General features: G+C 61.3%; 18 protein-coding genes. 7 read left to right on the forward strand and 11 right to left on the reverse strand.

What is annotated here, in order from left to right; translation table 11 throughout:
• Nucleotides 1–71 precede the first annotated feature (71 nt).
• A complete protein-coding gene (locus tag AD666_RS20190) occupies nucleotides 72–1,370 on the forward strand; it encodes a mechanosensitive ion channel family protein (protein ID WP_053155743.1) in 1,299 nt (432 codons plus the stop codon).
• Nucleotides 1,371–1,495: 125 nt separating this feature from the next.
• Here the strand turns inward: AD666_RS20190 and AD666_RS20195 are convergent, their stop codons facing one another.
• On the reverse strand, nucleotides 1,496–2,140 hold the full coding sequence (locus tag AD666_RS20195) for a hydrolase (RefSeq protein WP_053155745.1): 645 nt from the start codon (nucleotides 2,138–2,140) through the stop codon (nucleotides 1,496–1,498).
• Nucleotides 2,141–2,298: 158 nt separating this feature from the next.
• Between AD666_RS20195 and AD666_RS20200 the strand changes: the two genes are divergently transcribed.
• A complete protein-coding gene (locus tag AD666_RS20200) occupies nucleotides 2,299–3,216 on the forward strand; it encodes a LysR family transcriptional regulator (RefSeq protein WP_053155748.1) in 918 nt (305 codons plus the stop codon).
• Here the strand turns inward: AD666_RS20200 and AD666_RS20205 are convergent.
• From AD666_RS20205 to AD666_RS20215, 3 genes are all read right to left on the reverse strand, one after another.
• Nucleotides 3,179–4,042: a carboxylate/amino acid/amine transporter gene (locus AD666_RS20205; RefSeq protein WP_053155750.1), complete on the reverse strand. Its 864-nt coding sequence runs from the start codon at nucleotides 4,040–4,042 to the stop codon at nucleotides 3,179–3,181. The two genes, AD666_RS20200 and AD666_RS20205, sit on opposite strands and share 38 nt — an antisense overlap.
• Nucleotides 4,043–4,344: 302 nt before the next feature.
• Nucleotides 4,345–4,944 (reverse strand): FMN-dependent NADH-azoreductase, encoded by a 600-nt coding sequence (locus AD666_RS20210; RefSeq protein ID WP_053155752.1) that lies wholly within the window; start codon nucleotides 4,942–4,944, stop codon nucleotides 4,345–4,347.
• Nucleotides 4,945–5,094: 150 nt separating this feature from the next.
• A complete protein-coding gene (locus AD666_RS20215; protein WP_053155754.1) occupies nucleotides 5,095–5,409 on the reverse strand; it encodes a hypothetical protein in 315 nt (104 codons plus the stop codon).
• A gap of 50 nt (nucleotides 5,410–5,459) precedes the next feature.
• On the opposite strand from AD666_RS20215, the gene AD666_RS20220 reads away from it, so the two are divergent.
• The 4 genes from AD666_RS20220 (at nucleotide 5,460) to AD666_RS20235 (ending at nucleotide 9,681) form a co-directional block, all read left to right on the forward strand.
• A complete protein-coding gene (locus AD666_RS20220) occupies nucleotides 5,460–6,383 on the forward strand; it encodes a LysR family transcriptional regulator (RefSeq protein ID WP_053155756.1) in 924 nt (307 codons plus the stop codon).
• Between the two features lie 14 nt (nucleotides 6,384–6,397).
• Nucleotides 6,398–7,201 carry an alpha/beta fold hydrolase gene (locus tag AD666_RS20225; protein WP_053155760.1) on the forward strand — a complete coding sequence of 268 codons (804 nt, stop codon included), beginning with the start codon at nucleotides 6,398–6,400 and terminating at the stop codon, nucleotides 7,199–7,201.
• Between the two features lie 3 nt (nucleotides 7,202–7,204).
• Nucleotides 7,205–7,768 carry a peptidylprolyl isomerase gene (locus tag AD666_RS20230; RefSeq protein WP_053155763.1) on the forward strand — a complete coding sequence of 188 codons (564 nt, stop codon included), beginning with the start codon at nucleotides 7,205–7,207 and terminating at the stop codon, nucleotides 7,766–7,768.
• Nucleotides 7,769–7,848: 80 nt separating this feature from the next.
• Entirely contained in the window at nucleotides 7,849–9,681 is a 1,833-nt protein-coding gene (locus tag AD666_RS20235) for an ABC transporter ATP-binding protein (RefSeq protein WP_053155765.1), read from the forward strand.
• A gap of 69 nt (nucleotides 9,682–9,750) precedes the next feature.
• Here the strand turns inward: AD666_RS20235 and AD666_RS20240 are convergent, their stop codons facing one another.
• The 7 genes from AD666_RS20240 to aceK all read right to left on the reverse strand — a co-directional run bounded on the left by AD666_RS20240 (nucleotide 9,751) and on the right by aceK (nucleotide 20,695).
• Complete coding sequence (locus AD666_RS20240; RefSeq protein WP_053155768.1) at nucleotides 9,751–10,875, reverse strand: GNAT family N-acetyltransferase; 1,125 nt, start codon at nucleotides 10,873–10,875, stop codon at nucleotides 9,751–9,753.
• A gap of 138 nt (nucleotides 10,876–11,013) precedes the next feature.
• Complete coding sequence (locus AD666_RS20245) at nucleotides 11,014–12,324, reverse strand: OprO/OprP family phosphate-selective porin (protein ID WP_053155770.1); 1,311 nt, start codon at nucleotides 12,322–12,324, stop codon at nucleotides 11,014–11,016.
• 287 nt (nucleotides 12,325–12,611) lie between these two features.
• Nucleotides 12,612–12,848, reverse strand: coding sequence for an anti-sigma factor (locus tag AD666_RS20250; protein ID WP_053155772.1), 237 nt, complete (start codon nucleotides 12,846–12,848; stop codon nucleotides 12,612–12,614).
• On the reverse strand, nucleotides 12,842–13,453 hold the full coding sequence (locus tag AD666_RS20255) for an RNA polymerase sigma factor (protein WP_053155774.1): 612 nt from the start codon (nucleotides 13,451–13,453) through the stop codon (nucleotides 12,842–12,844). Before AD666_RS20255 ends, AD666_RS20250 begins: the two co-directional genes overlap by 7 nt.
• A gap of 62 nt (nucleotides 13,454–13,515) precedes the next feature.
• The gene (locus AD666_RS20260) at nucleotides 13,516–14,637 is read right to left on the reverse strand and encodes a beta-ketoacyl-ACP synthase III (RefSeq protein WP_053155776.1); all 1,122 of its coding nucleotides are present in this window, start codon (nucleotides 14,635–14,637) and stop codon (nucleotides 13,516–13,518) included.
• A 326-nt stretch (nucleotides 14,638–14,963) separates the two neighbouring features.
• Nucleotides 14,964–18,875, reverse strand: coding sequence for an ATP-dependent RNA helicase HrpA (hrpA, locus tag AD666_RS20265; protein WP_053155778.1), 3,912 nt, complete (start codon nucleotides 18,873–18,875; stop codon nucleotides 14,964–14,966).
• 110 nt (nucleotides 18,876–18,985) lie between these two features.
• Nucleotides 18,986–20,695: a bifunctional isocitrate dehydrogenase kinase/phosphatase gene (gene aceK / locus AD666_RS20270; RefSeq protein ID WP_053155780.1), complete on the reverse strand. Its 1,710-nt coding sequence runs from the start codon at nucleotides 20,693–20,695 to the stop codon at nucleotides 18,986–18,988.
• A 127-nt stretch (nucleotides 20,696–20,822) separates the two neighbouring features.
• On the opposite strand from aceK, the gene AD666_RS20275 reads away from it, so the two are divergent.
• Nucleotides 20,823–21,731: a DMT family transporter gene (locus AD666_RS20275; protein ID WP_053155782.1), complete on the forward strand. Its 909-nt coding sequence runs from the start codon at nucleotides 20,823–20,825 to the stop codon at nucleotides 21,729–21,731.
• Nucleotides 21,732–21,808 lie beyond the last annotated feature (77 nt).

The raw sequence follows: 21,808 nt of genomic DNA on the forward strand, positions 1-21,808 counted from the left end.
TCAACGGTCACTTCACCGGGGTTAAATGCTCTAATTCGCTTCGTCACGCCCACAGAAGAACCGTTTCGCCCATGGATATCAAACAGCTCTGGCTCAACCTTCAAGACCTCTGGGGTGCCCTCGACCAGCATCCACTCCTGCATTCGGGCCTCGCTCTGGCGCTGTTGCTGGTCATTGCGCTGGTCCTCGGACGCCTGGCGCGCTACTTGATCCTGCATGGCGCCAAGCTGCTCGGTCGCCAACCGGCCCTGCAGTGGGTCAACGACCTGCGCCAGAACAAAGTCTTCCATCGCCTGGCACAGACCACGCCCTCGTTGATCATCCAGTTCGGTCTGCACCTGGTGCCCGGCCTCAACAAGACCAGCCTGGTGTTTCTCGGCAATGTCGCCACGGCGTTCACCATTCTGTTCATGCTGCTGGCCATCAGCGCCTTGCTCAGCGCCCTGCTGGATGTTTATGCCCGCACCGAGCACGCGCGTACCCGTTCGATCAAGGGTTATGTACAGCTGACGAAGATGGTGCTGTATGTATTCGGCGCGATCATCATCGTCGCCACCCTGATCGATCGCTCGCCGCTGTTGCTGCTCTCGGGCCTGGGTGCGATGTCGGCGGTGATTCTATTGGTATACAAGGACACGCTCCTGTCGTTCGTTGCCAGCGTGCAACTGACCAGCAACGACATGCTGCGGGTCGGCGATTGGATCGAGATGCCCCAGGTCGGCGCCGACGGTGATGTGGTGGACATCACGTTGCACACGGTCAAGGTGCAGAACTTCGACAAGACCATCGTCTCGATTCCTACCTGGCGCCTGATGTCCGAATCGTTCAAGAACTGGCGCGGCATGCAGCAGTCCGGTGGGCGACGGATCAAGCGTAGCCTGTTCATCGACGCGAGCGGCGTGCGTTTTCTACTCGATGAGGAAGAGCAGCGCCTGACCCAAGTGCGCCTGCTGACCGACTACATCGGCCGCAAACAGGCCGAACTCAAGGCCTGGAACGAAGCCCAGGGCAATGTCGCGGCGATGTCGGCCAACCGTCGGCGGATGACCAACCTGGGTACGTTCCGGGCCTATGCCCTGGCGTACCTCAAGAGCCATCCCGAGATCCAGCCGAACATGACCTGCATGGTCCGGCAACTACAGACCACGGCCCACGGTATCCCGCTGGAAATCTACTGTTTCACCCGTACCACCGTGTGGGCCGACTACGAGCGCATCCAGGGGGATATCTTCGATTACCTGCTGGCGGTGATGCCCGAGTTCGGGTTGCACCTGTATCAGCAGCCGAGCGGCATGGATTTGCGTTCGGGGGTGTTGCCGGCAGTGTTGGGGGCGAGTCATATTCCCGAACCACAGAAAAAAGTCATCTGAAACCCACACACCCTTGTGGGAGCGAGCCTGCTCGCGATTGGCAACCCCAGTCGACACCGATGTCGTCTGACCGATTGCTATCGCGAGCAGGCTCGCTCCCACAGGGGGTTGTGGCTACTGGCTAATTATTTGGCCTGACGCTGCGGGGCCTTGTGGACCATGGTGTAGGCGTAGTCCACGCCCATGCCGTAGGCGCCGCTGTGTTCCAGTACCAGTTGCATCACCGCCTCGTAAGTCTCTTTGTGCGCCCAGTCACGTTGGTATTCCAGCAGCACCTGCTGCCAGGTCACCGGCACCGCACCGGCTTGAATCATGCGCTGTACCGACATGTCGTGGGCTTCTTTGGTGGTGCCGCCAGAGGCGTCGGTGACGATGTACACCTCGTAGCCTTCAGCCAGGGCTTCCAGCGCCGGGAAAGTCAGGCAGACCTCGGTCCACAGCGCGGCGATGATCAGTTTCTTGCGACCGGTGGCTTTCACCGCGTCTACCAGAGCCTTGTCTTCCCAGGAATTCATCGAGGTGCGCTCGATGGGTTTCTGGTCCGGGTGCACCGCCAGCAGTTCAGGCCAGATGTAGCCACTGAAGCTTTCGGTTTCCACCGAGGTGTAGATGGTCGGCACGTTGAAGATCTTTGCGGCTTTAGCCAAACCCACGGTGTTGTTCTTCAGCGTCTGGCGGTCGATCGATTGCACGCCGAAGGCCATTTGTGGCTGGTGGTCGATCAGGATCAGGGCGGAGTTGGTTGGGTTCAGCAGTTCGCGGTTAGACATGGTGTGTTCCTTTTTTAATGTCGAAATTTCAATGGTTTGGGTAAGTAGCGCTTGCCTTCGTCGGTGATGTCGTCGGCATGGGTGCTACTTTAGGGGCTCGCATTTAAAGGGACAATTACCTAAAATCGAGAATCATTGATTCTAAAAAAGGGACAATCATGGATCGCATCGAATGCATGCGCGCGTTCGTCGTCACGGTCGGCGAGAATGGCTTCGCCGCAGCCGCCCGGGCCATGGACGTGCCAAGGTCGAAAGTCAGCAAGCAGATCCAGGCGCTGGAAGAAGCGATCGGTGTGCAACTGCTGCAACGCACCACCCGCAGCCTGCACCTCACCGAAGCGGGTGCGGAGTATTTCGAAGCGGCAAGGGAAGTCCTGGCGGCACTGGATGAAGCCGAACAACGGGCACGGGACGGGATCGGTGAACTGCGCGGCGTGTTGCGGGTGAACGCACCCATGTCGTTCGGCCTGCGCCGGTTGGGCAAGCTGATTCCTCTGTTCCACGAGCGGCATCCGAACATCGAACTGCAAGTGGTGCTCAGCGACCAGCAGGTCGATCCGGTACGCGGCGGCTTCGACGTGACCATCCGCATCGCCAGCATGCCCGACTCGACCATGATCGCTCGCCAGCTCGCCCCGGCCCCGCGGATCATGGTCGCCGCCCCCGCCTATCTCGAGCGCGCAGGCGTCCCGCAGACACCCCAGGAGCTGCGCGCCCATCAGTGCCTCAACTACGGCTACCTGCAAAGTGGTGTGAGCCTGCAACTGTGCAATGGCAAGGAGACGCAACGGGTGACGGTCACAGGTCCCCTGCACGTCAACAACGGCGACCTGCTGGCCCAGGCCGCCGAGGCCGGCATGGGCATTGCGCTGCTGCCGGACTTCATCGTCGAAGACGCCCTGGCCGCCGGGCGCCTGGTGCCGGTGCTGTGCGAATGGCAGGCACCGGCGATCAGCATTAACGCGGTGTATTCGTCAGCCCGGCGCCTGCCGCAGAAGACCAGGGCGTTCATTGAGTTTCTGGTTGAACAACTGGCGACTAAGCCGTCCGCGGTCTGTGCAGGCCCAACCGACTGATCCACACCGCCGCCAGGATGACAGCGCCGCCGAGAAACAGCCGCCCCAGTTCCTCGTGCTGATTCCAGATCAGCAGATTGAGCAACAGCCCCACCGGCACATGCAGGTTGTTCATCACCGCCAGCGTCCCGCCGGTGACCAGGCATGCACCTTTGTTCCACCAGTACAGCCCCAGCGCGGTGGAGACCAGGCCGAGGAACACCAGCACGCCCCATTGCAGCGGGGCCTCGGGCCAGAAGTTGGTCTTGCCGAACAGCAAAAAGGCCGGCAATGCCACCGCCAACGCGCCAAGGTAGAAATAGCCGAACCGTCGGTAGTGCGGCAGGTCGCTGGGGTGGCGCGCCACCAAGTGCTTGTACAGCACCTGCCCGGCCGCGTAGGTGAAATTGGCCAGTTGCAGCAACAGGAAGCCCATGAAGAAATCCGGATTGACCCGGTCGTAGCGAATCACTGCCGCACCGGCCACGGCCACCAGCGCGGCGACCAGCGCCCAGGGATTGAAACGGCGGTTCAGCGCGTCTTCGATCAAAGTAACATGCAGCGGTGTGAGAATGGTGAAGAGCAGCACCTCGGGCACGGTCAGCACCCGGAAGCTCAGGTACAAGCACACGTAGGTCACGCCGAATTGCAACGCGCCGATCAGGAGCATGCCGCGCATGAACGACGGTTCCACCTGACGCCAGCGCGTCAACGGGATGAACACCAGCCCCGCCAGCACCACCCGCACCAGCACCGCAAAGTAACTGTCGACATGCCCGGCCAGGTATTCACCGATCAAGCTGAAGGAAAATGCCTGGATCAAGGTCACAAAAAGTAGATAGCCCATACGCCCCTCGTTTCGAATGGCGGCGAAGATAGCGGTTTTGACCTGTGGGGGCGAGCCTGCTCGCGAAGGCGGTGGGTCAGTCAATCAGCTGATACTCCGCTTTCGCGAGCAAGCCCGCTCCCACAGGGGGCGGTATGTGTAAGTGGAATCGCAGGCAAAAAAAAGCCCGATCTCGCTAAAGCGTTCGATCGGGCTACGGCACTCAGGAGCAATAAGTGCAAAGGGAGGTTCGATGCGCAAAACGGTTTGAAGGGAAGCGCCAGGTCAGTAGGCCACCTGACGATTACCCGAGGATTAACGGATCAAGCGACCTGGGACAGTTTGGCGTTAGCCTGATTCAAACCTTTCTCCTGGAAGTCGCCCCCCAGGTTCATGCCTTCGGCATGGATGAAGGTCACGTCGTGGATACCGATGAACGCCATGACCTGACGCAGGTAGGGTTCCTGGTGGTCAGAGCTGGCACCGGCGTGAATCCCGCCGCGGGCAGTCAGGACGAAGGCGCGTTTGCCGGTCAGCAAGCCTTGCGGGCCGGTTGGGGTGTACTTGAAGGTCACGCCGGCACGCAGCACGTGGTCGAGCCACGCTTTCAGGGTGCTGGGGATGGCGAAGTTGTACATCGGCGCGGCCATGACCAGGACATCGGCGGCCAGCAGCTCATCGGTCAACCGGTTGGAGCGCTCCAGCGACGCATTCTCGATGTCGTTGCGCTGCTCGACAGGCTTCATCCAGCCACCCAGCAGGTTGGCGTCCAGATGAGGCACCGGGTTGACGGCCAAGTCGCGGACGCTGATTTCATCGGCCGGATGGGCGGCTTTCCACTGGTTGATGAACGTCTGGGTCAGTTGGCGGGAAACCGAGTCTTGCTGGCGAGCACTGCTTTCGATGATCAGAACGCGGGACATGGGATGTAGCCTCCATCGGAGAATGTTGTCAGTCGATGGAGTGAAGGTTAAACGTGACCTTATCGATGAAAAAGCGCAAATAACTGCTGCAAACAATCGATAAATTCGTTTATAAGCAAGGCAAGCGTTGTGTCGCCGCCTTGCATCCGATCATTTCGGCTTACACGTCAGCACAATACGCAGCTTGATGATGTCGCGGTTGAACTTGGCGGTAACGTTCTTGAATTTACCCGCGGCGACTTCGATCTTGCGGGTACGAGGCGCCTCGGGCCCATTGCGGAACAGCACGGTGCAGGCCGCGTCGGTATTGCCGTAGTTGTTGACCTGAATGGAACCGATATCGGCATCGGTGTCGTAGGGGGTGTAGTCGATGCTCACCCCTTCGAGGTGTTTTTCCACATCGATGGGATAGGCAAGGGCAGTCAGCGGCAACAGGGCCAGCAACGCACAACAGATTTTCTTCATTCGGCAGTCTCCACCCAGGGACCGCCAGCTTAGGACAAGAGGAGCTCAATATGAAAGCGCCCCGCGTGACCCTTGATCAATGGCGAACGTTGCAAGCCGTGGTGGACCACGGCGGTTTCGCCCAGGCCGCCGAAGTGTTGCATCGCTCCCAGTCGTCGGTGAGCTACACCGTGGCTCGCATGCAGGACCAGCTCGGCGTGCCGCTGCTGCGCATCGATGGACGCAAGGCCGTGCTGACCGAGGCCGGCGGCGTGTTGTTGCGTCGTTCCCGGCAATTGGTGAAACAGGCCAGCCAACTGGAGGACCTCGCCCATCATATGGAGCAAGGTTGGGAGGCCGAAGTGCGGCTGGTGGTCGACGCTGCCTATCCCTCCGCGCGCCTCGTGCGCGCCCTGACGGCGTTCATGCCGCAGAGCCGCGGTTGTCGGGTGCGTCTGCGAGAAGAAGTGCTGTCGGGGGTTGAGGAAGTGTTGCTCGAAGGCGTAGCGGACCTGGCCATCAGCGGCTTCAGCATCCCCGGCTACCTGGGGGCGGAATTGAGCGACGTGGAGTTCGTCGCGGTGGCCCATCCCGAACATGCCCTGCATCGGCTCAATCGCGAGCTAAGCTTCCAGGACTTGGAAAGCCAACTGCAGGTGGTCATCCGCGACTCCGGTCGCCAGCAGCCCCGGGACGTCGGCTGGCTGGGTGCCGAACAGCGCTGGACCGTCGGCAGCCTGGCCACCGCCGCGACCTTCGTCGGCAGTGGCCTGGGCTTCGCCTGGCTGCCCCGGCACATGATCGAGCGGGAACTCAAGGAGGGTTTGCTCAAGCGTCTACCCTTGGAACAGGGAGGCAGCCGCAACTCCACCTTCTATCTTTTTTCGAACAAGGAAAAACCCCTCGGCCCGGCTACCCAGATTCTCATCGAACTGTTGCGTACCTTCGACACCGCGCCGCTCGATGCGCCGTTCGCCGCCCCTGAACAAGCCTGACAAGGACTTCGCCCATGGCCTATTTCGCTCATGAAGATTGCAACCTGCACTACGAGGAGTACGGCCATGGCGCACCTTTGTTGCTGGTCCATGGGCTGGGCTCCAGTACGCGGGACTGGGAAAAGCAGATCCCGGTGTTATCCGCCCACTACCGCCTGATCGTCGTGGACGTGCGCGGTCACGGCCGCTCCGACAAACCCCGCGGGCACTACAGCATTGAAGGCTTCAGCGCCGACCTGATCGCCCTGATCGAACACCTTGGCCTGGGTCCGGTGCATCTGGTGGGCTGGTCCATGGGCGGCATGATCGCCTTCCAACTGGCGGTGGACGAACCCGGTCTCGTCAAGAGCCTGTGCATTGTCAACAGCACGCCCCAGGTAAAGATCCGTACGCTCGACGATTGCTGGCAATGGTTCAAGCGCTGGAGCCTGATGCGCCTCCTCAGCCTGGAAACCATCGGCAAGGCCCTGGGCGCCAAGCTTTTTCCCAAACCCGAACAGACCGAGTTACGACTGGAAATGGCCCGGCGCTGGGCAACGAACGACAAACATGCTTATCTCGCCAGCTTCGATGCCGTCGTGGGTTGGGGGGTGCAGGAACGACTCTCGCAAATTGCCTGTCCAACCCTGGTCATCTGTGCCGATCACGACTACACCCCGGTGGCGGTGAAAGAAGCCTATGTAAAGCTGCTGCCCGATGCACGGCTGGTAGTGATCACCGATTCACGGCACGCTACCCCGCTGGATCAACCCGAACGCTTCAACCAAACCCTGCTCGACTTTCTGATCGCAGTCGACTCTACCCATCAGGATCATTGACCCATGCTGAAAAAAATCGCCCTCGCCGCCGGCACCGTTCTGTTTGCCGCCAATCTGATGGCGGCGCAGCCGGCCAAGGCGCCGCACGTACTGCTGGAGACTACCAACGGCCAGATCGAAATCGAACTGGACCCGGTCAAGGCGCCTGCCAGTACGAAAAACTTTCTTGAGTACGTGGACAGCGGCTTCTACAACGGCACGATCTTCCATCGAGTGATTCCGGGCTTCATGGCCCAGGGCGGTGGCTTTACCCCGCAAATGCAACAGAAGGACACCAAGGCCCCGATTCAGAACGAAGCCAGCAACGGCTTGCATAACGTTCGCGGTACCCTGGCGATGGCTCGCACGTCCAACCCGAACTCGGCCACCAGCCAGTTCTTCATCAACGTGGCCGACAACGCCTTCCTCGATCCGGGCCGTGACGCCGGCTATGCGGTCTTCGGCAAAGTGGTCAAGGGCATGGATGTCGTGGACATCATCGTCAACTCCCAGTCCACCACCAAACAAGGCATGCAAAACGTGCCGATCGACCCTGTGATCATCAAGTCGGCCAAACGCATCGACTGAACACACAGGGCAAGCCTGAGCGGCGGCTGATCATGCGCCGCTCACAGCACAAAGGAGAGCCCTGCCCGGGCTGTTAATTCATGGTTTACCGCCGTTTCGAAAAACTGATCGACATCTTCCGCGACGCCCCCAGCTCGGCCCCACCGAACCGCGTCCTGCCCTTCTACACGTATTACCTGAAACAAGTCTGGCCAAGCTTCGCCGTCCTGCTGGTGGTGGGATTGGTCGGCGCATTGATCGAAGTGGCGCTGTTCAGCTACCTGAGCCGCATCATCGACCTGGCCCAAGGCACGCCCAACGTCGATTTCTTCAAGATCCACGGCCTGGAACTGGCGTGGATGGCGGTGGTGGCGCTGATCCTGCGGCCAATCTTCGTGGCGCTGCATGACCTGCTGGTGCACCAGACCCTGAGCCCCGGCATGACCAGCCTGATCCGCTGGCAGAATCACAGCTACGTGCTCAAGCAGAGCCTGAATTTTTTTCAGAACGATTTCGCCGGACGTATCGCCCAGCGCATCATGCAGACCGGCAACTCCCTGCGCGACTCAGCGGTACAGGCCGTGGACGCGCTGTGGCACGTGCTGATCTACGCCATCAGTTCGCTGGTACTGTTCGCCGAAGCCGACTGGCGCCTGATGATCCCGCTGCTGCTGTGGATCGCCGCCTACATCGGCGCGCTCTATTACTTCGTGCCGCGGGTCAAGGAACGTTCCGTGGTGTCGTCCGACGCCCGCTCCAAGCTCATGGGCCGGATCGTCGACGGCTACACCAACATCACCACCCTGAAGCTGTTCGCCCACACGAACTTCGAACAACAGTACGCACGCGAAGCGATCCAGGAACAGACCGAAAAAGCCCAGTTGGCCGGCCGTGTGGTGACCAGCATGGACGTGGTCATCACCAGCATGAACGGACTGTTGATCGTCGGCACCACCGGCCTGGCGTTGTGGCTGTGGACCCAGTCGCTGATCAGCGTCGGCGCCATTGCCCTGGCCACCGGGCTGGTGATCCGCATCGTCAACATGTCCGGCTGGATCATGTGGGTGGTCAACGGCATCTTCGAAAATATCGGCATGGTCCAGGACGGCCTGGAGACCATCGCCCAGCCGGTCAGTGTCACCGACCGCGAACACGCCAAGCCACTGGCGGTCGCCCGTGGCGAGGTGCGTTTCGAGCATGTGGACTTCCACTACGGCAAGAAAAGCGGCGTGATCAGCGACCTGAATCTGACCATCAGGGCCGGCGAGAAGATCGGCCTGATCGGCCCGTCCGGCGCGGGCAAATCCACCCTGGTCAACCTGCTGCTGCGTCTCTATGACGTGCAAGGTGGCCGCATCCTCATCGACGGCCAGGACATCGCCGAAGTGAGCCAGGAAAGCCTGCGCGAGCGGATCGGCATGATCACCCAGGACACCTCGCTGCTGCACCGCTCGATTCGCGACAACCTGCTTTACGGCAAACCCAACGCCACCGACGCGCAACTCTGGGAAGCGGTACACAAGGCCCGTGCCGATGAATTCATTCCGTTGCTTTCCGACGCCCAGGGCCGTACCGGCTTTGATGCCCATGTGGGCGAGCGCGGCGTGAAACTGTCCGGTGGCCAGCGCCAGCGCATCGCCATTGCCCGAGTCCTGCTCAAGGATGCACCGATCCTGATCATGGACGAAGCGACCTCGGCGTTGGACTCGGAAGTGGAGGCCGCGATCCAGGAGAGCCTGGAAACGCTGATGCAGGGCAAGACCGTGATCGCCATCGCCCACCGCCTCTCGACCATCGCCCGGATGGACCGTCTCGTAGTGCTGGAGAACGGTCGCATCGCCGAAACGGGCAGCCATGCCGAACTGCTGGCTCATGGCGGGCTGTATGCGCGGTTATGGCAGCATCAGACGGGTGGGTTCGTGGGGATCGACTGAATTGAGAGGTGCGGCTTGACCCCATGAATAAGGCGCTGACTGCTGACTCACCGTGGCGGCCAGCCGATATCAGCACTGCCGATACGGCAGTGCCATCCTGGCCTCTTCGGCATAGGCCAACACCCCTTCCTGTTCACGGACGAGAAAATCCTCCACCGCCGCTTTCAGCCCCGGATGGCGCAGGTAATGCCACGACCGGGTAATCACCGGCTCGAACCCGCGTATCAATTTGTGCTCGCCTTGAGCACCCGCATCGAAGCGCTGCAAGCCCTGGGCAATCGCGTAATCCATACCCTGGTAGAAACAGGTCTCGAAGTGCAAGCGGTCGAACTCCGCCAGGCAACCCCAGTAACGCCCATAGAAACTGTCGCCGCCCACCAGGCTGAACGCCATCGCCACGGGACGGGCGCCTTGTTTGGCCAGGACGACGCGAATCGCCTCGGGCATGCGTTCGGCCAACAGGCTGAAAAACGCGCGGGTCAGGTACGGCGCCTGACGGCGCACCGCGTAGGTATTGGCGTAACAGGCGTAGACGAAATCCCACAGTGCCTCGTCCAGCTCATGCCCCGCAAGCCATTCGAATTCGATCCCCTGCCCCGCCACCTGCTCGCGCTCCTTGCGCATCTGCTTGCGCTTTCGGGAACTGAGGGCGTCGAGAAAATCCTGGAAGTCCCGGTAACCCCGGTTCTGCCAGTGATATTGGCAGCCGATCCGCTGCAGCCAACCTTCCTGCCCGGCCAGCGCCGTGTCGGTAAAGGTGTCGGTGAAGTTGATGTGGGCACTGGAAAGCCCCTCGATCTCCAGATAGCCCGGCAGGCAGCCAAGCAGCTCCAGACCATCCTCCAGCCGCGCCGTCAGCAGCCGGGGCCCGCTGACCGGGCTGAATGGCACCGCCGTCAACAGCTTGGGGTAATAGTCGATCCCGGCACGGGCGCAGGCGTCGGCCCAGCCGTGATCGAACACGTATTCGCCGTATGAATGCCACTTGCGATAACTGGGCAAGGCCGCCATCAAACGACCCTCTTCGATGTGCAGCAAATGCTCGGGTTGCCAGCCGGATTGCGGCCCGAGGCTGGCACTGTCCTCCAATGCGCCGAGGAAAGCGTGACGCAGGAACGGTTGATTGATGGGCACCAACGCGTCCCACTCATGCGGCGCGATGGCGGACAGGTTGTCCAGGACGTGTAGCGGCATGCGGTTCCCCGATCTCCAGACTGCGGATGGGGCGAGTATCGCCGATCTCGGCCCGCGCACCATAAAAAACCCCGCCGGAGCGGGGTTGAAAGGAGCTTTAACGGATGAAGAAAGCGCTCTGTATCAGGTCAGCGCGACTCAGAACACATACTGGGCACGGACCACGAAGCCGTCACCATCGTCGTCACCGTTGGCGTTGGTGACTTTGTCGGTCTTGGCCTTGATGTAAGCGCCGGTGATTTTCACAGCCTCGTTGGCGTACCAGTTCACGCCCAGGTTGTGCACCTTGGCTTCGGCATCGCCCACTTCACGGGTGGCCGAGGCCGTGGTGATGTTGTCGTCCTCGACGGTCAGGCTGTCAAAGCGATAGAACAGTTCCCAGGCACCGATGGACTTGTTCTGAGGCTTGATCGAATCGAATTTGCCGACCTTGTAGCCACGGGACTCGCCAGTGAGGGTGTAGGCGCCCTGCACGTAGAAACCGTGGCCCTTGATGTCTTCGAAACCGTCGGCGTCAGCCTTGGTCTTGCGAGTGATGTATTCACCCTGGATCGAGGCCGGGCCCATGGCAAAGGCGGCTTCCAGGCCGAACGCGGTATCGCGGTCGTAGGAACCTGCTGGCGAGTTGTTGGCGCCGCCCAGTACAGGACGGTTGCCGTTCGGACCGGCATCGTTGCCGCCGAGGGTTTCAACACCACGCATGCCCAGGCGGGAACGATAGCGTGCGTCGAATACGGTGTCGGAAACATCACGGGAAGCCACGTTCACACCGAAGTGCAGCACATTGCCGGCGTCATGCATCGGCGCGAACACAAAACGGCCGTTGACTTGCTTGACGCTGTCGCCGTCGGTGTCGTCGGTGTCCTTGCTGAACACACCGGCCGAGGCGTAGAACGAATCGGCGAAGGTGCTGGACGCTTGCAGGCCCAGGCCGTTCTGGTGGCTGTTGGTCCAGTCGATCAGGTCGTAGGCGGCGTTACGCTCAGGCGCAGTCACCCACTTGGAGCTGGTGGCTTTTTCCAGGCCGAAATCGGGGTCGAAGCGACCGACTTTGATCGAGACCGGCTTGAAGCCGTTGTAGGCCAGGGACGCTTCGTCGAAGTAGCCGTTGTCGGAGTCGCCGCTGTTGTGGGACATGTCGTAGTTGATGGTGTAGGCCCAATCCGTGTACAGCACACCGGACAGTTCCAGGAAGGCGCGACGGATGTAAGCGGCGTCGGCCGAGTTGCCGTTGTCGGTGTAGATCCCATCGAACTGGCTGTAGTCAGCCTGCAAACGACCGCCAAGCTTGAAGCTGAACTCTTTGTCAGTGGTGGCGACTTCAAGGCCGCCCTTGGTTTTGACCACGATATCGGCGCCGTCGGTGGTGACGGTGCCGGCGAAAGCCTGGGCGGTTACTGCCATTGCCAGCGCGCTGGCGGCAAAACCTGCGAAGTGCTTACGGATCATCGAAGAATTCCCCTGTTGGTAGTCTATGCGTTAGAAAACACGCGGAAACGGGCCCGCTGGTGTTGGGAGGGGATCTTGGCGACCGGTTGTGTCAGGCAGGTTGCCATCACATAAAGATTTCATGACAGCGGAACTTTTTACTTCGAAAAGAAATAACTGGAAACACCGATGACCCCTGTGGGAGCGGGCTTGCTCGCGAAAGCGGTGTATCAATCGACATAGAAGTTGGATGGACCACCGCATTCGCGAGCAAGCCCGCTCCCACAAGGTTGGGGGCGTCTCGGGGTTTAGCGGTGGGCTCTGCGTCGCTCGGCGGCAAGTTTTTCCGCGAGGTGGTCCAGATTCGGCACCGGTGCTTCGGGAAGCTTCCTGAGGGTTGCCTGCATCAGGCGCATCTGGCGGATGAATCGCCGGCAATTGGGGCAGAACATCAGGTGATGGCGCACCATCAGGCGTTCACGGAAGGTCAGTTGTTCGTCGAGGTAATCGCTGGAGCGCGCTACTTGTTCCTTGCAGGTCAGCATTCGCCGGTTTCCTCGAAATGTTCAACAGTCGCGAAGACTTTCAATCGGGCGCGATGCAACAGCACGCGTACGTTGGAGAGCGAGATATCGAGAAGGTTACAGATTTCTTCCAACTCCAGCCCCTGGCGCTCGCGCAGGGTCAGCACGCTGCCTTGCAGCTCCGAGAGGCTGAGCAAGGTGTGTTCAAGGCAATCGCGCAATTCGCTCTCCGTGAGCAGCGCTTCCGGCGTGTCCTGGTGCCAGGCGAACGGCGCCAGCAGCCAGTGTCCATCGGCGGCAAAGCGATCATCGCCGAGGGTGCCGTGGGGCGCCGGAAGATCGTCGAGCAATACTTCGCGACGATTTTGTTTATAGCGTCCCTTGGCCGCGTTGGCCGTGATGGTCAGCAGCCAGGTCTTGAGGCTGGAACGGCCCTGGAACCCGTCGAGATTGCGCACTACCGACAGCCAGGCGTCCTGCACGACTTCATCGGCATGGCGGCTGCCCACAATAGCGAACGCCACGGCGCGCATCGCTCCCTGGTAGGTGCTGACCAGCTCTTTGTAGGCCTGCTGCTCGCCGGCCAGGAGGCGTTGGAGCAGTTGGGTGTCATCACCGGCCGTCATTCAACATCCTGTCCGATCTGTGGGAGCGGGGCTTGTGGGAGCAAGGCCTTGCTCCCACAAGATCAACGCTTGCGCAGAATCACACTGCCAATCGAATAACCGGCGCCGAACGAGCTGAGTACCGCGACCGTGCCGCTGGGCAGGTCGTCTTGGTACTTGTGGAATGCAATCACCGAACCGGCCGAGCTGGTGTTGGCGTAGGTGTCGAGGATCACCGGGGCTTCTTCTTCGGTGGCTTCGCGGCCCAGCAGCTTGCGCACAATCAGGTGGTTCATGCTCAGGTTGGCCTGGTGCAGCCAGAAGCGCTTCACTTCACCGACGTCCAGCTGGTTTTCCTCCAGATGAACCCCGATCAGCTCGGCCACCATCGGGCAGACGTCGCGGAAGACCTTGCGACCTTCCTGGACGAACAGCTTGTCCCGCGTGCCGATCCCTTCCTCGGCCGCCCGGTTGAGAAAACCAAAGTTGTTACGGATATTGTTGGAGAACTTGGTGAGCAGTTTGGTGCTGACCACGTCGAACTGATACGGCGAAGTCGCCAGGTCCGCCCGTTCGATGATCACGGCGGTGGCTGCGTCGCCGAAAATGAAGTGGCTGTCACGGTCGCGGAAGTTCAGGTGGCCGGTGCACACTTCGGGGTTAACCATCAGGATCGCCCGCGCCTGGCCCAGTTGTACGCTGTTGGCCGCGGCCTGGATGCCGAAGGTCGCCGAGGAACAGGCCACGTTCATGTCGAAGCCGAAACCGTCGATGCCCAAGGCTTCCTGGACTTCGATGGCGATGGCCGGGTAAGCGCGCTGCAAGTTGGAACAGGCGACGATCACGCCGTCGATGTCGGCGGCGGTGCGCCCGGCACGCTCAAGGGATTGTTTAGCGGCGCCGACAGCCATTTCGCAGAGTACCGACCACTGCTCGTTGGAGCGTTCCGGCAGGCGTGGGGTCATGCGTTGCGGGTCGAGGATGCCGTCCTTATCCATGACGAAGCGGCTCTTGATGCCAGAGGCCTTTTCGATGAACGCCGCGCTGGATTCGGTCAAGGCCTCCACTTCGCCGCGCTCGATGGCCTCGGCGTTGTCCGCATTGAATTGCGCGACATAGGTGTTGAAAGATTGCACCAGCTCTTCATTGGAAATGCTGTTGGCCGGGGTGTATAGGCCGGTGCCACTGATGACGACGTTATGCATGGTCGTGTCTCTGATCTGTTCAGGCAGAAAGCATTGGCACAATCGTGCCAACACGCAAAGGGTCTTTTCCCATCCCGGGGAAGCAGACCTGGCCTCGCTTTATTCCGATCCGCCCGTAGGCATTGAAGCTCAAAACCACGGGACCGGCACTTATAGGCGCGAAGTTTGCCATAAACGCTGGCGTTTGGCCCATTCTCCCTTACTGACAACACAAAACACTTGTGGGAGCGGGCTTGCTCGCGAAAGCGGTGGTCCATCCAAATTCTATGTCGATTGATACACCGCATTCGCGAGCAAGCCCGCTCCTACAGCGGTTTGTGTCAGCTTCAGGGTTCGACCTGCCCCCACTGCTTACTCAGGCGCTTGTCCGAAATCGGCACCTTGGTCCCCAACTGTTGGGCGAACAACGACACCCGGTACTCCTCCAGCCACCAGCGGTACAGTTCCAGTTGCGGATCACGCTTGCCTTCCTGGGCATGTTTGCCCGCGCGGGCCTGGTATTGGGTCCAGAGCGTCGACAACTCGCCGCTCCAGACCCGATCCTTCTGTACTTGACTGCCCAGTTTCTCGAAGCGCTGTTCGATGGCCTTGAGATAACGTGGCAGTTCCTTGAGCCATTGATGCGGGGTTTCGCGCACGAAACCCGGGTACACCAAATGGCTGAGCTGCTGCTTGATGTCGTTCAGGGCCACGGCCTGGGCCAGGTCGATCTTGCCTTTGAAGCGTTTTTGCAGGCCGTGCCAGAGCTTGAGGATGTCCAGGGTCAGCTTCGCCAGGCGCTCGGCGTGCTCCGTCCAGCCGCCACGCTTGCGCTCGGCCAGGGAAGCCAGCGCGGCGCCGTCACGGGGCAGACTCGCCTCGCCTTCCAGCACGCAACTGTCGAGGCTCACCAGCAGGATGTCTTCCACCAAACTGTCGATACGCCCCAGCTCGCGGTAGAGCAGGCCCAGCTCGGTCAATCCCGGCAACTTGCCCCGCAGGAACTTGGCCGACTCGGCCAATTGCTGCATCAGCAAGCGCTGCAAGGCGCGGCGATGCTGGAATTCGGCTTCGGCGGGCGTCGGGAAACGGCCCTCCTTGACCACGCCCCCCTCTTCCACCAGGGCCGGATACACCGTCATCGACAGCCCGGCAATTTTTTGCTGGGTTTTTTCCGCCACCGGCGCGAAGACCTTCGCCTCCACGGGCGCCTGGCTCTTGGCCGTCTGCGGCACGGCCAATGCGGCCTGGCTGGCTTCGGCAAACCGCGCCGTCAATTCGGCCAGATCGCTGCCTTCGCCGAGAAACTTGCCCTGGCCGTCGACGATCTCCAGGTTCATGCGCAGGTGACTTTCCACCTGCTGCGCCGCCTCAGCCCAGGCTTCGTCACTCACCCGCGCCCCGGTCATGCGCAGCAATTCGCGGCCCAGGGATTGGGGCAACGAGCCTTCGGCAAAAGTGATGCGTTGCAGCGCGGCCTTGACGAAATCCGGCACCGGCACGAAATTCTTGCGCAGGGCCTTGGGCAGGTTGCGCACCAGGGCGATGCACTTGGCCTCGATCATTCCGGGTACCAGCCATTCCAGGCGTTCCGGCGGCAGCATCGGCAACAGCGGCGCCGGCACTCGCAGGGTCACACCGTCGCGGGGGTGGTTGGGTTCGAAGTGATAGCTCAGCGGCAAGGTCAGGTCGCCGACGCGCAAGGTGTCGGGAAAATGCGCGGCGGTGACTTCGCTGGCGTCACGCGCTAGCACGTCCTCCTCGCGCATGATCAGCAGCTGTGGGTCTTTCTGGCTGTTGATGCGATACCAGCTGTCGAAGGTCGCCGTCTGGTGAATCTCGGCCGGCAACCGTGCGTCGTAAAAGGCGAACAGGGTTTCTTCGTCCGCCAGGATGTCGCGGCGGCGCGCCTTGGCTTCCAGTTCGTCGAGTTGTTCCAGAAGCCTGGTGTTGGCTCCCAGGCATTTGGCCCGGGACTGGATCTCGCCGCGCACCAACGCCTCGCGGATAAACAGCTCCCGCGACACCACCGGGTCCACCGGGCCGTAATGCACCGGCCGGCGTCCGACCACGATCAGCCCGAACAAAGTGATCTGTTCATACGCCACCACCTGCCCGCGCTTCTTCTCCCAATGGGGTTCGAAGTGGTTTTTCTTGATCAGGTGTCCGGCCAGCGGTTCGATCCAGTCCGGCTCGATCTTGGCGACCATGCGCGCATACAGCTTGGTGGTTTCCACCAGCTCGGCGGTCATCAGCCATTGCGGACGTTTCTTGCCCAGGCCCGATGACGGATGGACCCAGAAGCGTCGCTGACGGGCACCCAGATAATCGCCGTCTTCGGTCTTCTGGCCAATCTGGCTGAGCAGGCCCGACAGCACCGCTTTGTGCAGCTTCGGGTAGTCCGCCGGCTCTTTGTTGAGGCTCAACTGCATGTCGCGGCAGATCAGGCTCAGTTGACGATGGGAATCGCGCCATTCCCGCAGGCGCAGGTAATTGAGGAAGTTCTTGCGACACCAGTTGCGCAGCGGGCTGGCAGTCAGCGCCTGGCGCTGCTCTTCGAAACCGCGCCACAGATTGACCAGCCCGGCGAAATCCGAATCCGTGTCTTTCCATTGGGCATGGGCCTGGTCCGCGGCCTGCTGGCGCTCGGGTGGGCGTTCGCGCGGATCCTGGATCGACATGGCGCTGGCGACGATCAGCACTTCCTGAAGACTGCCGAGCTTCGCCGCTTCCAGCAGCATGCGACCCATGCGCGGATCCACCGGCAAGCGCGCCAACTGGCGGCCCAGCGGGGTCAGCTGGCCGTTGCGGTCCACTGCGGACAATTCTTGCAGCAGGTTGAAACCGTCGCTGATGGCCTTGCCGTCCGGCGGTTCGATGAACGGGAAGTCGGTGATCTCGCCCAGGCGCAGGTGCAGCATCTGCAGGATCACCGCCGCCAGGTTGGTACGCAGAATCTCGGGATCGGTGAATTCCGGCCTGCCGAGGAAATCTTCCTCGCTGTACAAACGTATGCAAATCCCCGGCTCGACCCGCCCGCAACGACCCTTGCGCTGGTTGGCGCTGGCCTGGGAAATGGCCTCGATGGGCAGGCGCTGGACCTTGGCGCGATAGCTGTAGCGGCTGATGCGCGCGGTACCGCTGTCGATCACATAGCGGATACCCGGTACGGTCAGCGAGGTTTCGGCGACGTTGGTTGCCAGCACTACACGCCGCCCCGGATGGGATTGGAAAATCCGCTGCTGCTCGGCTGGCGTCAAACGCGCATAGAGCGGCAGGATTTCGGTGTGCTTGAGTTGGGCCTTGCGCAGCATCTCCGCCGCGTCGCGAATCTCCCGTTCGCCCGGCAGGAACACCAGCACATCGCCAGGGCTGCGGCGCTCGCTGCGCTCATGGGCGGCGATTTCATCGAGGGCGGCGAGGATCGCCTGGTCGACGGTCAGGTCATCCTCGACCCGGTTGCCCTCTTCGTCCTGCTCCAGGGTCAGCGGGCGATACCAGGTTTCCACCGGGAAGGTGCGACCGGAAACCTCGACGATCGGCGCGTCATCGAAGTGTTTGGAGAAGCGCTCCAGGTCGATGGTCGCCGAGGTGATGATGACCTTCAGGTCCGGACGGCGCGGCAGCAGGGTTTTCAGGTAACCCAGCAGGAAGTCGATGTTCAGACTGCGCTCGTGGGCTTCGTCGACGATGATGGTGTCGTAGCGTTCCAGGTAACGGTCATTCTGAGTTTCGGCCAGCAGGATCCCGTCGGTCATCAGCTTGACCAACGTGTTGGCGTCGCTCTGGTCCTCGAACCGCACCTGATAGCCCACCAACGCGCCCAGTGGCGTGCCCAGCTCCTCGGCCACGCGGCTGGCCACGCTGCGGGCGGCGATACGGCGTGGCTGGGTATGGCCGATCAAGCCATGCTGGCCGCGACCGATTTCCAGGCAGATCTTCGGCAATTGGGTGGTTTTGCCTGAGCCGGTTTCACCGGCGATGATCAGTACCTGATGCTTGAGCAACGCCTGCTTGATCTCGTCGCGCTTGGCGGCGATCGGCAAGTTGTCGTCGTAGCGGATCACCGGCAGGCTGGCCTTGCGCGCCAGCACCTGATCACAGGACGCTTGCATGCGCGTCACCCATTGGGCGAGTTTCGCCTCATCGGGTTTCTTGCGCAGCTCGAGCAACTGGCGCCGCAACCGGTGACGGTCGGCGAGCATGGCGTGGTCGAGGTTTTTCAGCAACTTGTCGATAGCGGGGGCTTGGTCAGTCATCAGGTACGCAAGGGAAAAGGAGCAGCGGCAAGTTTCAAGCGGCAAGCTGCAAGTTGCAAGCTGCGTTGGCCGGAAACTCGAAACTTGCCGCTTGAACCTTGAAGCGGCTTCTATCCCTTGCGCCGGTACGGAAACACATCGATTACCTTCCCGGCCCGGATCGCCTCCTGCAGGCCTTTCCAGTAGTCGGCGTTGTACAGCTCGCCGTGCATCTGGTCGAACAACTTGCGTTGTCCGGCGTCGGCGAACAGGAACGGCGGGAACTCCTCGGGGAAGACGTCCAGCGGTCCGATGGAGTACCAAGGCTCGGAGGCCATTTCATCTTCCGGTGTGCGCGGCTGGGGAATATGGCGGAAGTTGGCTTCGGTCAGGAAGCAGATTTCATCGTAGTCGTAGAACACCACGCGGCCGTGACGGGTCACGCCGAAGTTCTTGAGCAGCATGTCTCCGGGAAAGATATTGGCCGCCGCCAGTTGCTTGATGGCCAGACCATAGTCTTCCAGTGCCTCACGCACCTGGGCTTCGCTGGCGTTCTCCAGGTAGAGGTTCAGTGGTGTCATGCGCCGCTCGGTCCAGCAGTGGCGGATCAACACCGTGTCGCCCTCCACCGACACCGTCGACGGCGCGACCTCCAGCAACTCCTCCAGGCACGCCGGCTCGAACTTGCTCAACGGAAAGCGAAAATCGGCGAACTCCTGGGTATCGGCCATGCGCCCGACCCGGTCGACGCTTTTCACCAGTCGATACTTCTCGATCACCGTGGCCCGGTCGACGTTTTTCGAGGGGGAAAAACGGTCCTTGATGATTTTGAAAACGGTATTGAAACCCGGCAGCGTGAACACACTCATGACCATGCCGCGCACACCGGGGGCCATGATGAATTGGTCGTCGGTATTGGCCAGGTGATTGATCAAGGCCCGATAGAATTCGGACTTGCCATGCTTGTAGAAACCAATGGAGGTGTACAGCTCGGCAATGTGCTTGCCCGGCAGGATGCGCTTGAGAAAGCCGACGAATTCCGCGGGCACCGGCACATCCACCATGAAGTAGGAACGCGTGAACGAAAAGATGATCGACACCTGGGCCTCGTCCGTGATCAGCGCGTCGATCTGGATGCCCCGGCCCTCGCGATGCAGCAGCGGAACGACCAGGGGCCATTGGTCATCCCGGGTGTAGATCCGGCCCACCAGATAGGCGCCTTTGTTGCGATAGAGCACCGAAGAAAACAGCTCCACCGTCAGCTCGGGGTCCTTGCAGACCCAGTCCGGCAGGTTCTCTCGTAGCTGGGCTTCGAGACGCTGCAAATCACCCGGCAGGTCGGCATAGTCCTCGCTGAAACGGTAATCGGCAAAGATCTGCGCCAGCATCCGGTCGAGTTGGCCCTGAGGCTTGTAGGTGCGGGTCTGGGCAGCACGGGCTCGGCGCAGGCTGGGCCGGGTGGTGTGGATGAACATCGTGCCGTCGCTGATCAGGTCGTGGCTGAACAGGCCGCAGAAGATCGAGTTGTACCAGGTTTCGGACAGTTCATCGTCGAAACGCAGGTCGATCAGGCTGATGTAGGCGCTTTTCACCAAAGGCCAGCAGCTGACGTCCATCAGCGCTTCGGCGTCGAAAGCCTTGCGCAGCCGGGCGACGGTTTCGAAGACTTTCTCTTCATACAAATTGATCCGCGCCGCCGAAGCCGCTTGCGCCTCCTGCCACCGGGCCTGCTCGAACCGGGCCCGGGCGCCATCGGTGATTTGCCGGAAATGCTCACGATAATCGTCGAAACCGTCGAGAATCGAACGGGCGATTTCGGTGGCGGGCCATGGCTGGGGCATCGGGAACCTCGACGGGTCATCTTGTTATTGGCGACTGAGCTTAGAGGCCAATCCGTCGGCAACGCAACCGTTGCCATCGGCCTGGAGGGCGGCGACACTTGCCAGCCCATCAAGGAAGGAAAGACTTGTGAACCTCGTCGACATCTTGCGCCTGCTGTCACTGGCCGCCATCTGGGGGGCTAGCTTCCTGTTCATGCGCATCATCGCCCCGGTCATCGGCACGATCCCCACCGCCTTCTTTCGCGTCTCCATCGCCTTCGTCGGCTTGCTGGTGATCCTGGCGCTGATGCGTGTCGACTGGAGTTTTCGCGGCAAGCTGAAGGTGGTGATGGTGCTGGGCCTGATCAACTCGGGCATCCCGGCCACGTTCTATTCCCTGGCGGCCCAGGTGCTGCCGGCGGGTTATTCGGCGATCTTCAACGCTACGACGCCTCTGATGGGCGTGTTGATCGGTGGACTGTTCTTCAGCGAACAGCTTACCGTGGCGAAGGTCAGCGGCGTGTTCCTCGGCCTCTTGGGCGTGGGCATCCTGACCGGCGCCGGGCCAGTGGCGTTCGACCTGCAACTGCTGATGGGCGCCCTCGCCTGCCTGATGGCTACCACCTGTTATGGCTTCGCCGGCTTCCTGACCCGTCGCTGGCTCGATCATCAAGGCGGGCTCGACAGCCGCCTCTCGGCCCTGGGCAGCATGTTCGGTGCCACGTTGTTTCTGCTGCCATTGTTCGGCTACAGCGTCATCAGCCAGCCACCGGCCAGTTGGGGAGGCTGGAGCGTCTGGCTGTCGCTGTTGGGCTTGGGCCTGGTGTGTACCGCGCTGGCCTACATCCTTTATTTCAGACTGCTCAGTGCCATCGGCCCGGTGAAGTCCATGACCGTGACCTTCCTGATCCCGCCGTTCGGCGTGCTGTGGGGGGCGTTGCTGCTGGATGAGCCGCTGGGCATGGCGCATCTGTATGGCGGAGTGTTGATCGCGGCGGCATTGTGGCTGGTGTTGAAGCCTGGGGCGGTGAAGCCGGCTGAGGTGTCGGCCCGGTAGGGTGTCGGCGTGGCGGAAAAAGCCTTCGCGAGCAAGCCCGCTCCCACAGTTTTTTGTAACGTACTTGTGGAGCGAGC

Origin of the sequence: Pseudomonas sp. Pf153, from assembly GCF_001269775.1 — a bacterium.
In the GTDB taxonomy this organism is placed as follows: Bacteria; Pseudomonadota; Gammaproteobacteria; order Pseudomonadales; family Pseudomonadaceae; genus Aquipseudomonas; species Aquipseudomonas uvaldensis.

Excerpts from the sequence above, each read along its gene's own strand:
- AD666_RS20190 (WP_053155743.1), top strand. The coding sequence starts at position 72 with ATGGATATCAAACAGCTCTGGCTCAACCTTCAAGACCTCTGGGGTGCC.
- AD666_RS20195 (WP_053155745.1), bottom strand. The coding sequence starts at position 2,140 with ATGTCTAACCGCGAACTGCTGAACCCAACCAACTCCGCCCTGATCCTG.
- AD666_RS20200 (WP_053155748.1), top strand. The coding sequence starts at position 2,299 with ATGGATCGCATCGAATGCATGCGCGCGTTCGTCGTCACGGTCGGCGAG.
- AD666_RS20205 (WP_053155750.1), bottom strand. The coding sequence starts at position 4,042 with ATGGGCTATCTACTTTTTGTGACCTTGATCCAGGCATTTTCCTTCAGC.
- AD666_RS20210 (WP_053155752.1), bottom strand. The coding sequence starts at position 4,944 with ATGTCCCGCGTTCTGATCATCGAAAGCAGTGCTCGCCAGCAAGACTCG.
- AD666_RS20215 (WP_053155754.1), bottom strand. The coding sequence starts at position 5,409 with ATGAAGAAAATCTGTTGTGCGTTGCTGGCCCTGTTGCCGCTGACTGCC.
- AD666_RS20220 (WP_053155756.1), top strand. The coding sequence starts at position 5,460 with ATGAAAGCGCCCCGCGTGACCCTTGATCAATGGCGAACGTTGCAAGCC.
- AD666_RS20225 (WP_053155760.1), top strand. The coding sequence starts at position 6,398 with ATGGCCTATTTCGCTCATGAAGATTGCAACCTGCACTACGAGGAGTAC.
- AD666_RS20230 (WP_053155763.1), top strand. The coding sequence starts at position 7,205 with ATGCTGAAAAAAATCGCCCTCGCCGCCGGCACCGTTCTGTTTGCCGCC.
- AD666_RS20235 (WP_053155765.1), top strand. The coding sequence starts at position 7,849 with ATGGTTTACCGCCGTTTCGAAAAACTGATCGACATCTTCCGCGACGCC.
- AD666_RS20240 (WP_053155768.1), bottom strand. The coding sequence starts at position 10,875 with ATGCCGCTACACGTCCTGGACAACCTGTCCGCCATCGCGCCGCATGAG.
- AD666_RS20245 (WP_053155770.1), bottom strand. The coding sequence starts at position 12,324 with ATGATCCGTAAGCACTTCGCAGGTTTTGCCGCCAGCGCGCTGGCAATG.
- AD666_RS20250 (WP_053155772.1), bottom strand. The coding sequence starts at position 12,848 with ATGCTGACCTGCAAGGAACAAGTAGCGCGCTCCAGCGATTACCTCGAC.
- AD666_RS20255 (WP_053155774.1), bottom strand. The coding sequence starts at position 13,453 with ATGACGGCCGGTGATGACACCCAACTGCTCCAACGCCTCCTGGCCGGC.
- AD666_RS20260 (WP_053155776.1), bottom strand. The coding sequence starts at position 14,637 with ATGCATAACGTCGTCATCAGTGGCACCGGCCTATACACCCCGGCCAAC.
- hrpA (WP_053155778.1), bottom strand. The coding sequence starts at position 18,875 with ATGACTGACCAAGCCCCCGCTATCGACAAGTTGCTGAAAAACCTCGAC.
- aceK (WP_053155780.1), bottom strand. The coding sequence starts at position 20,695 with ATGCCCCAGCCATGGCCCGCCACCGAAATCGCCCGTTCGATTCTCGAC.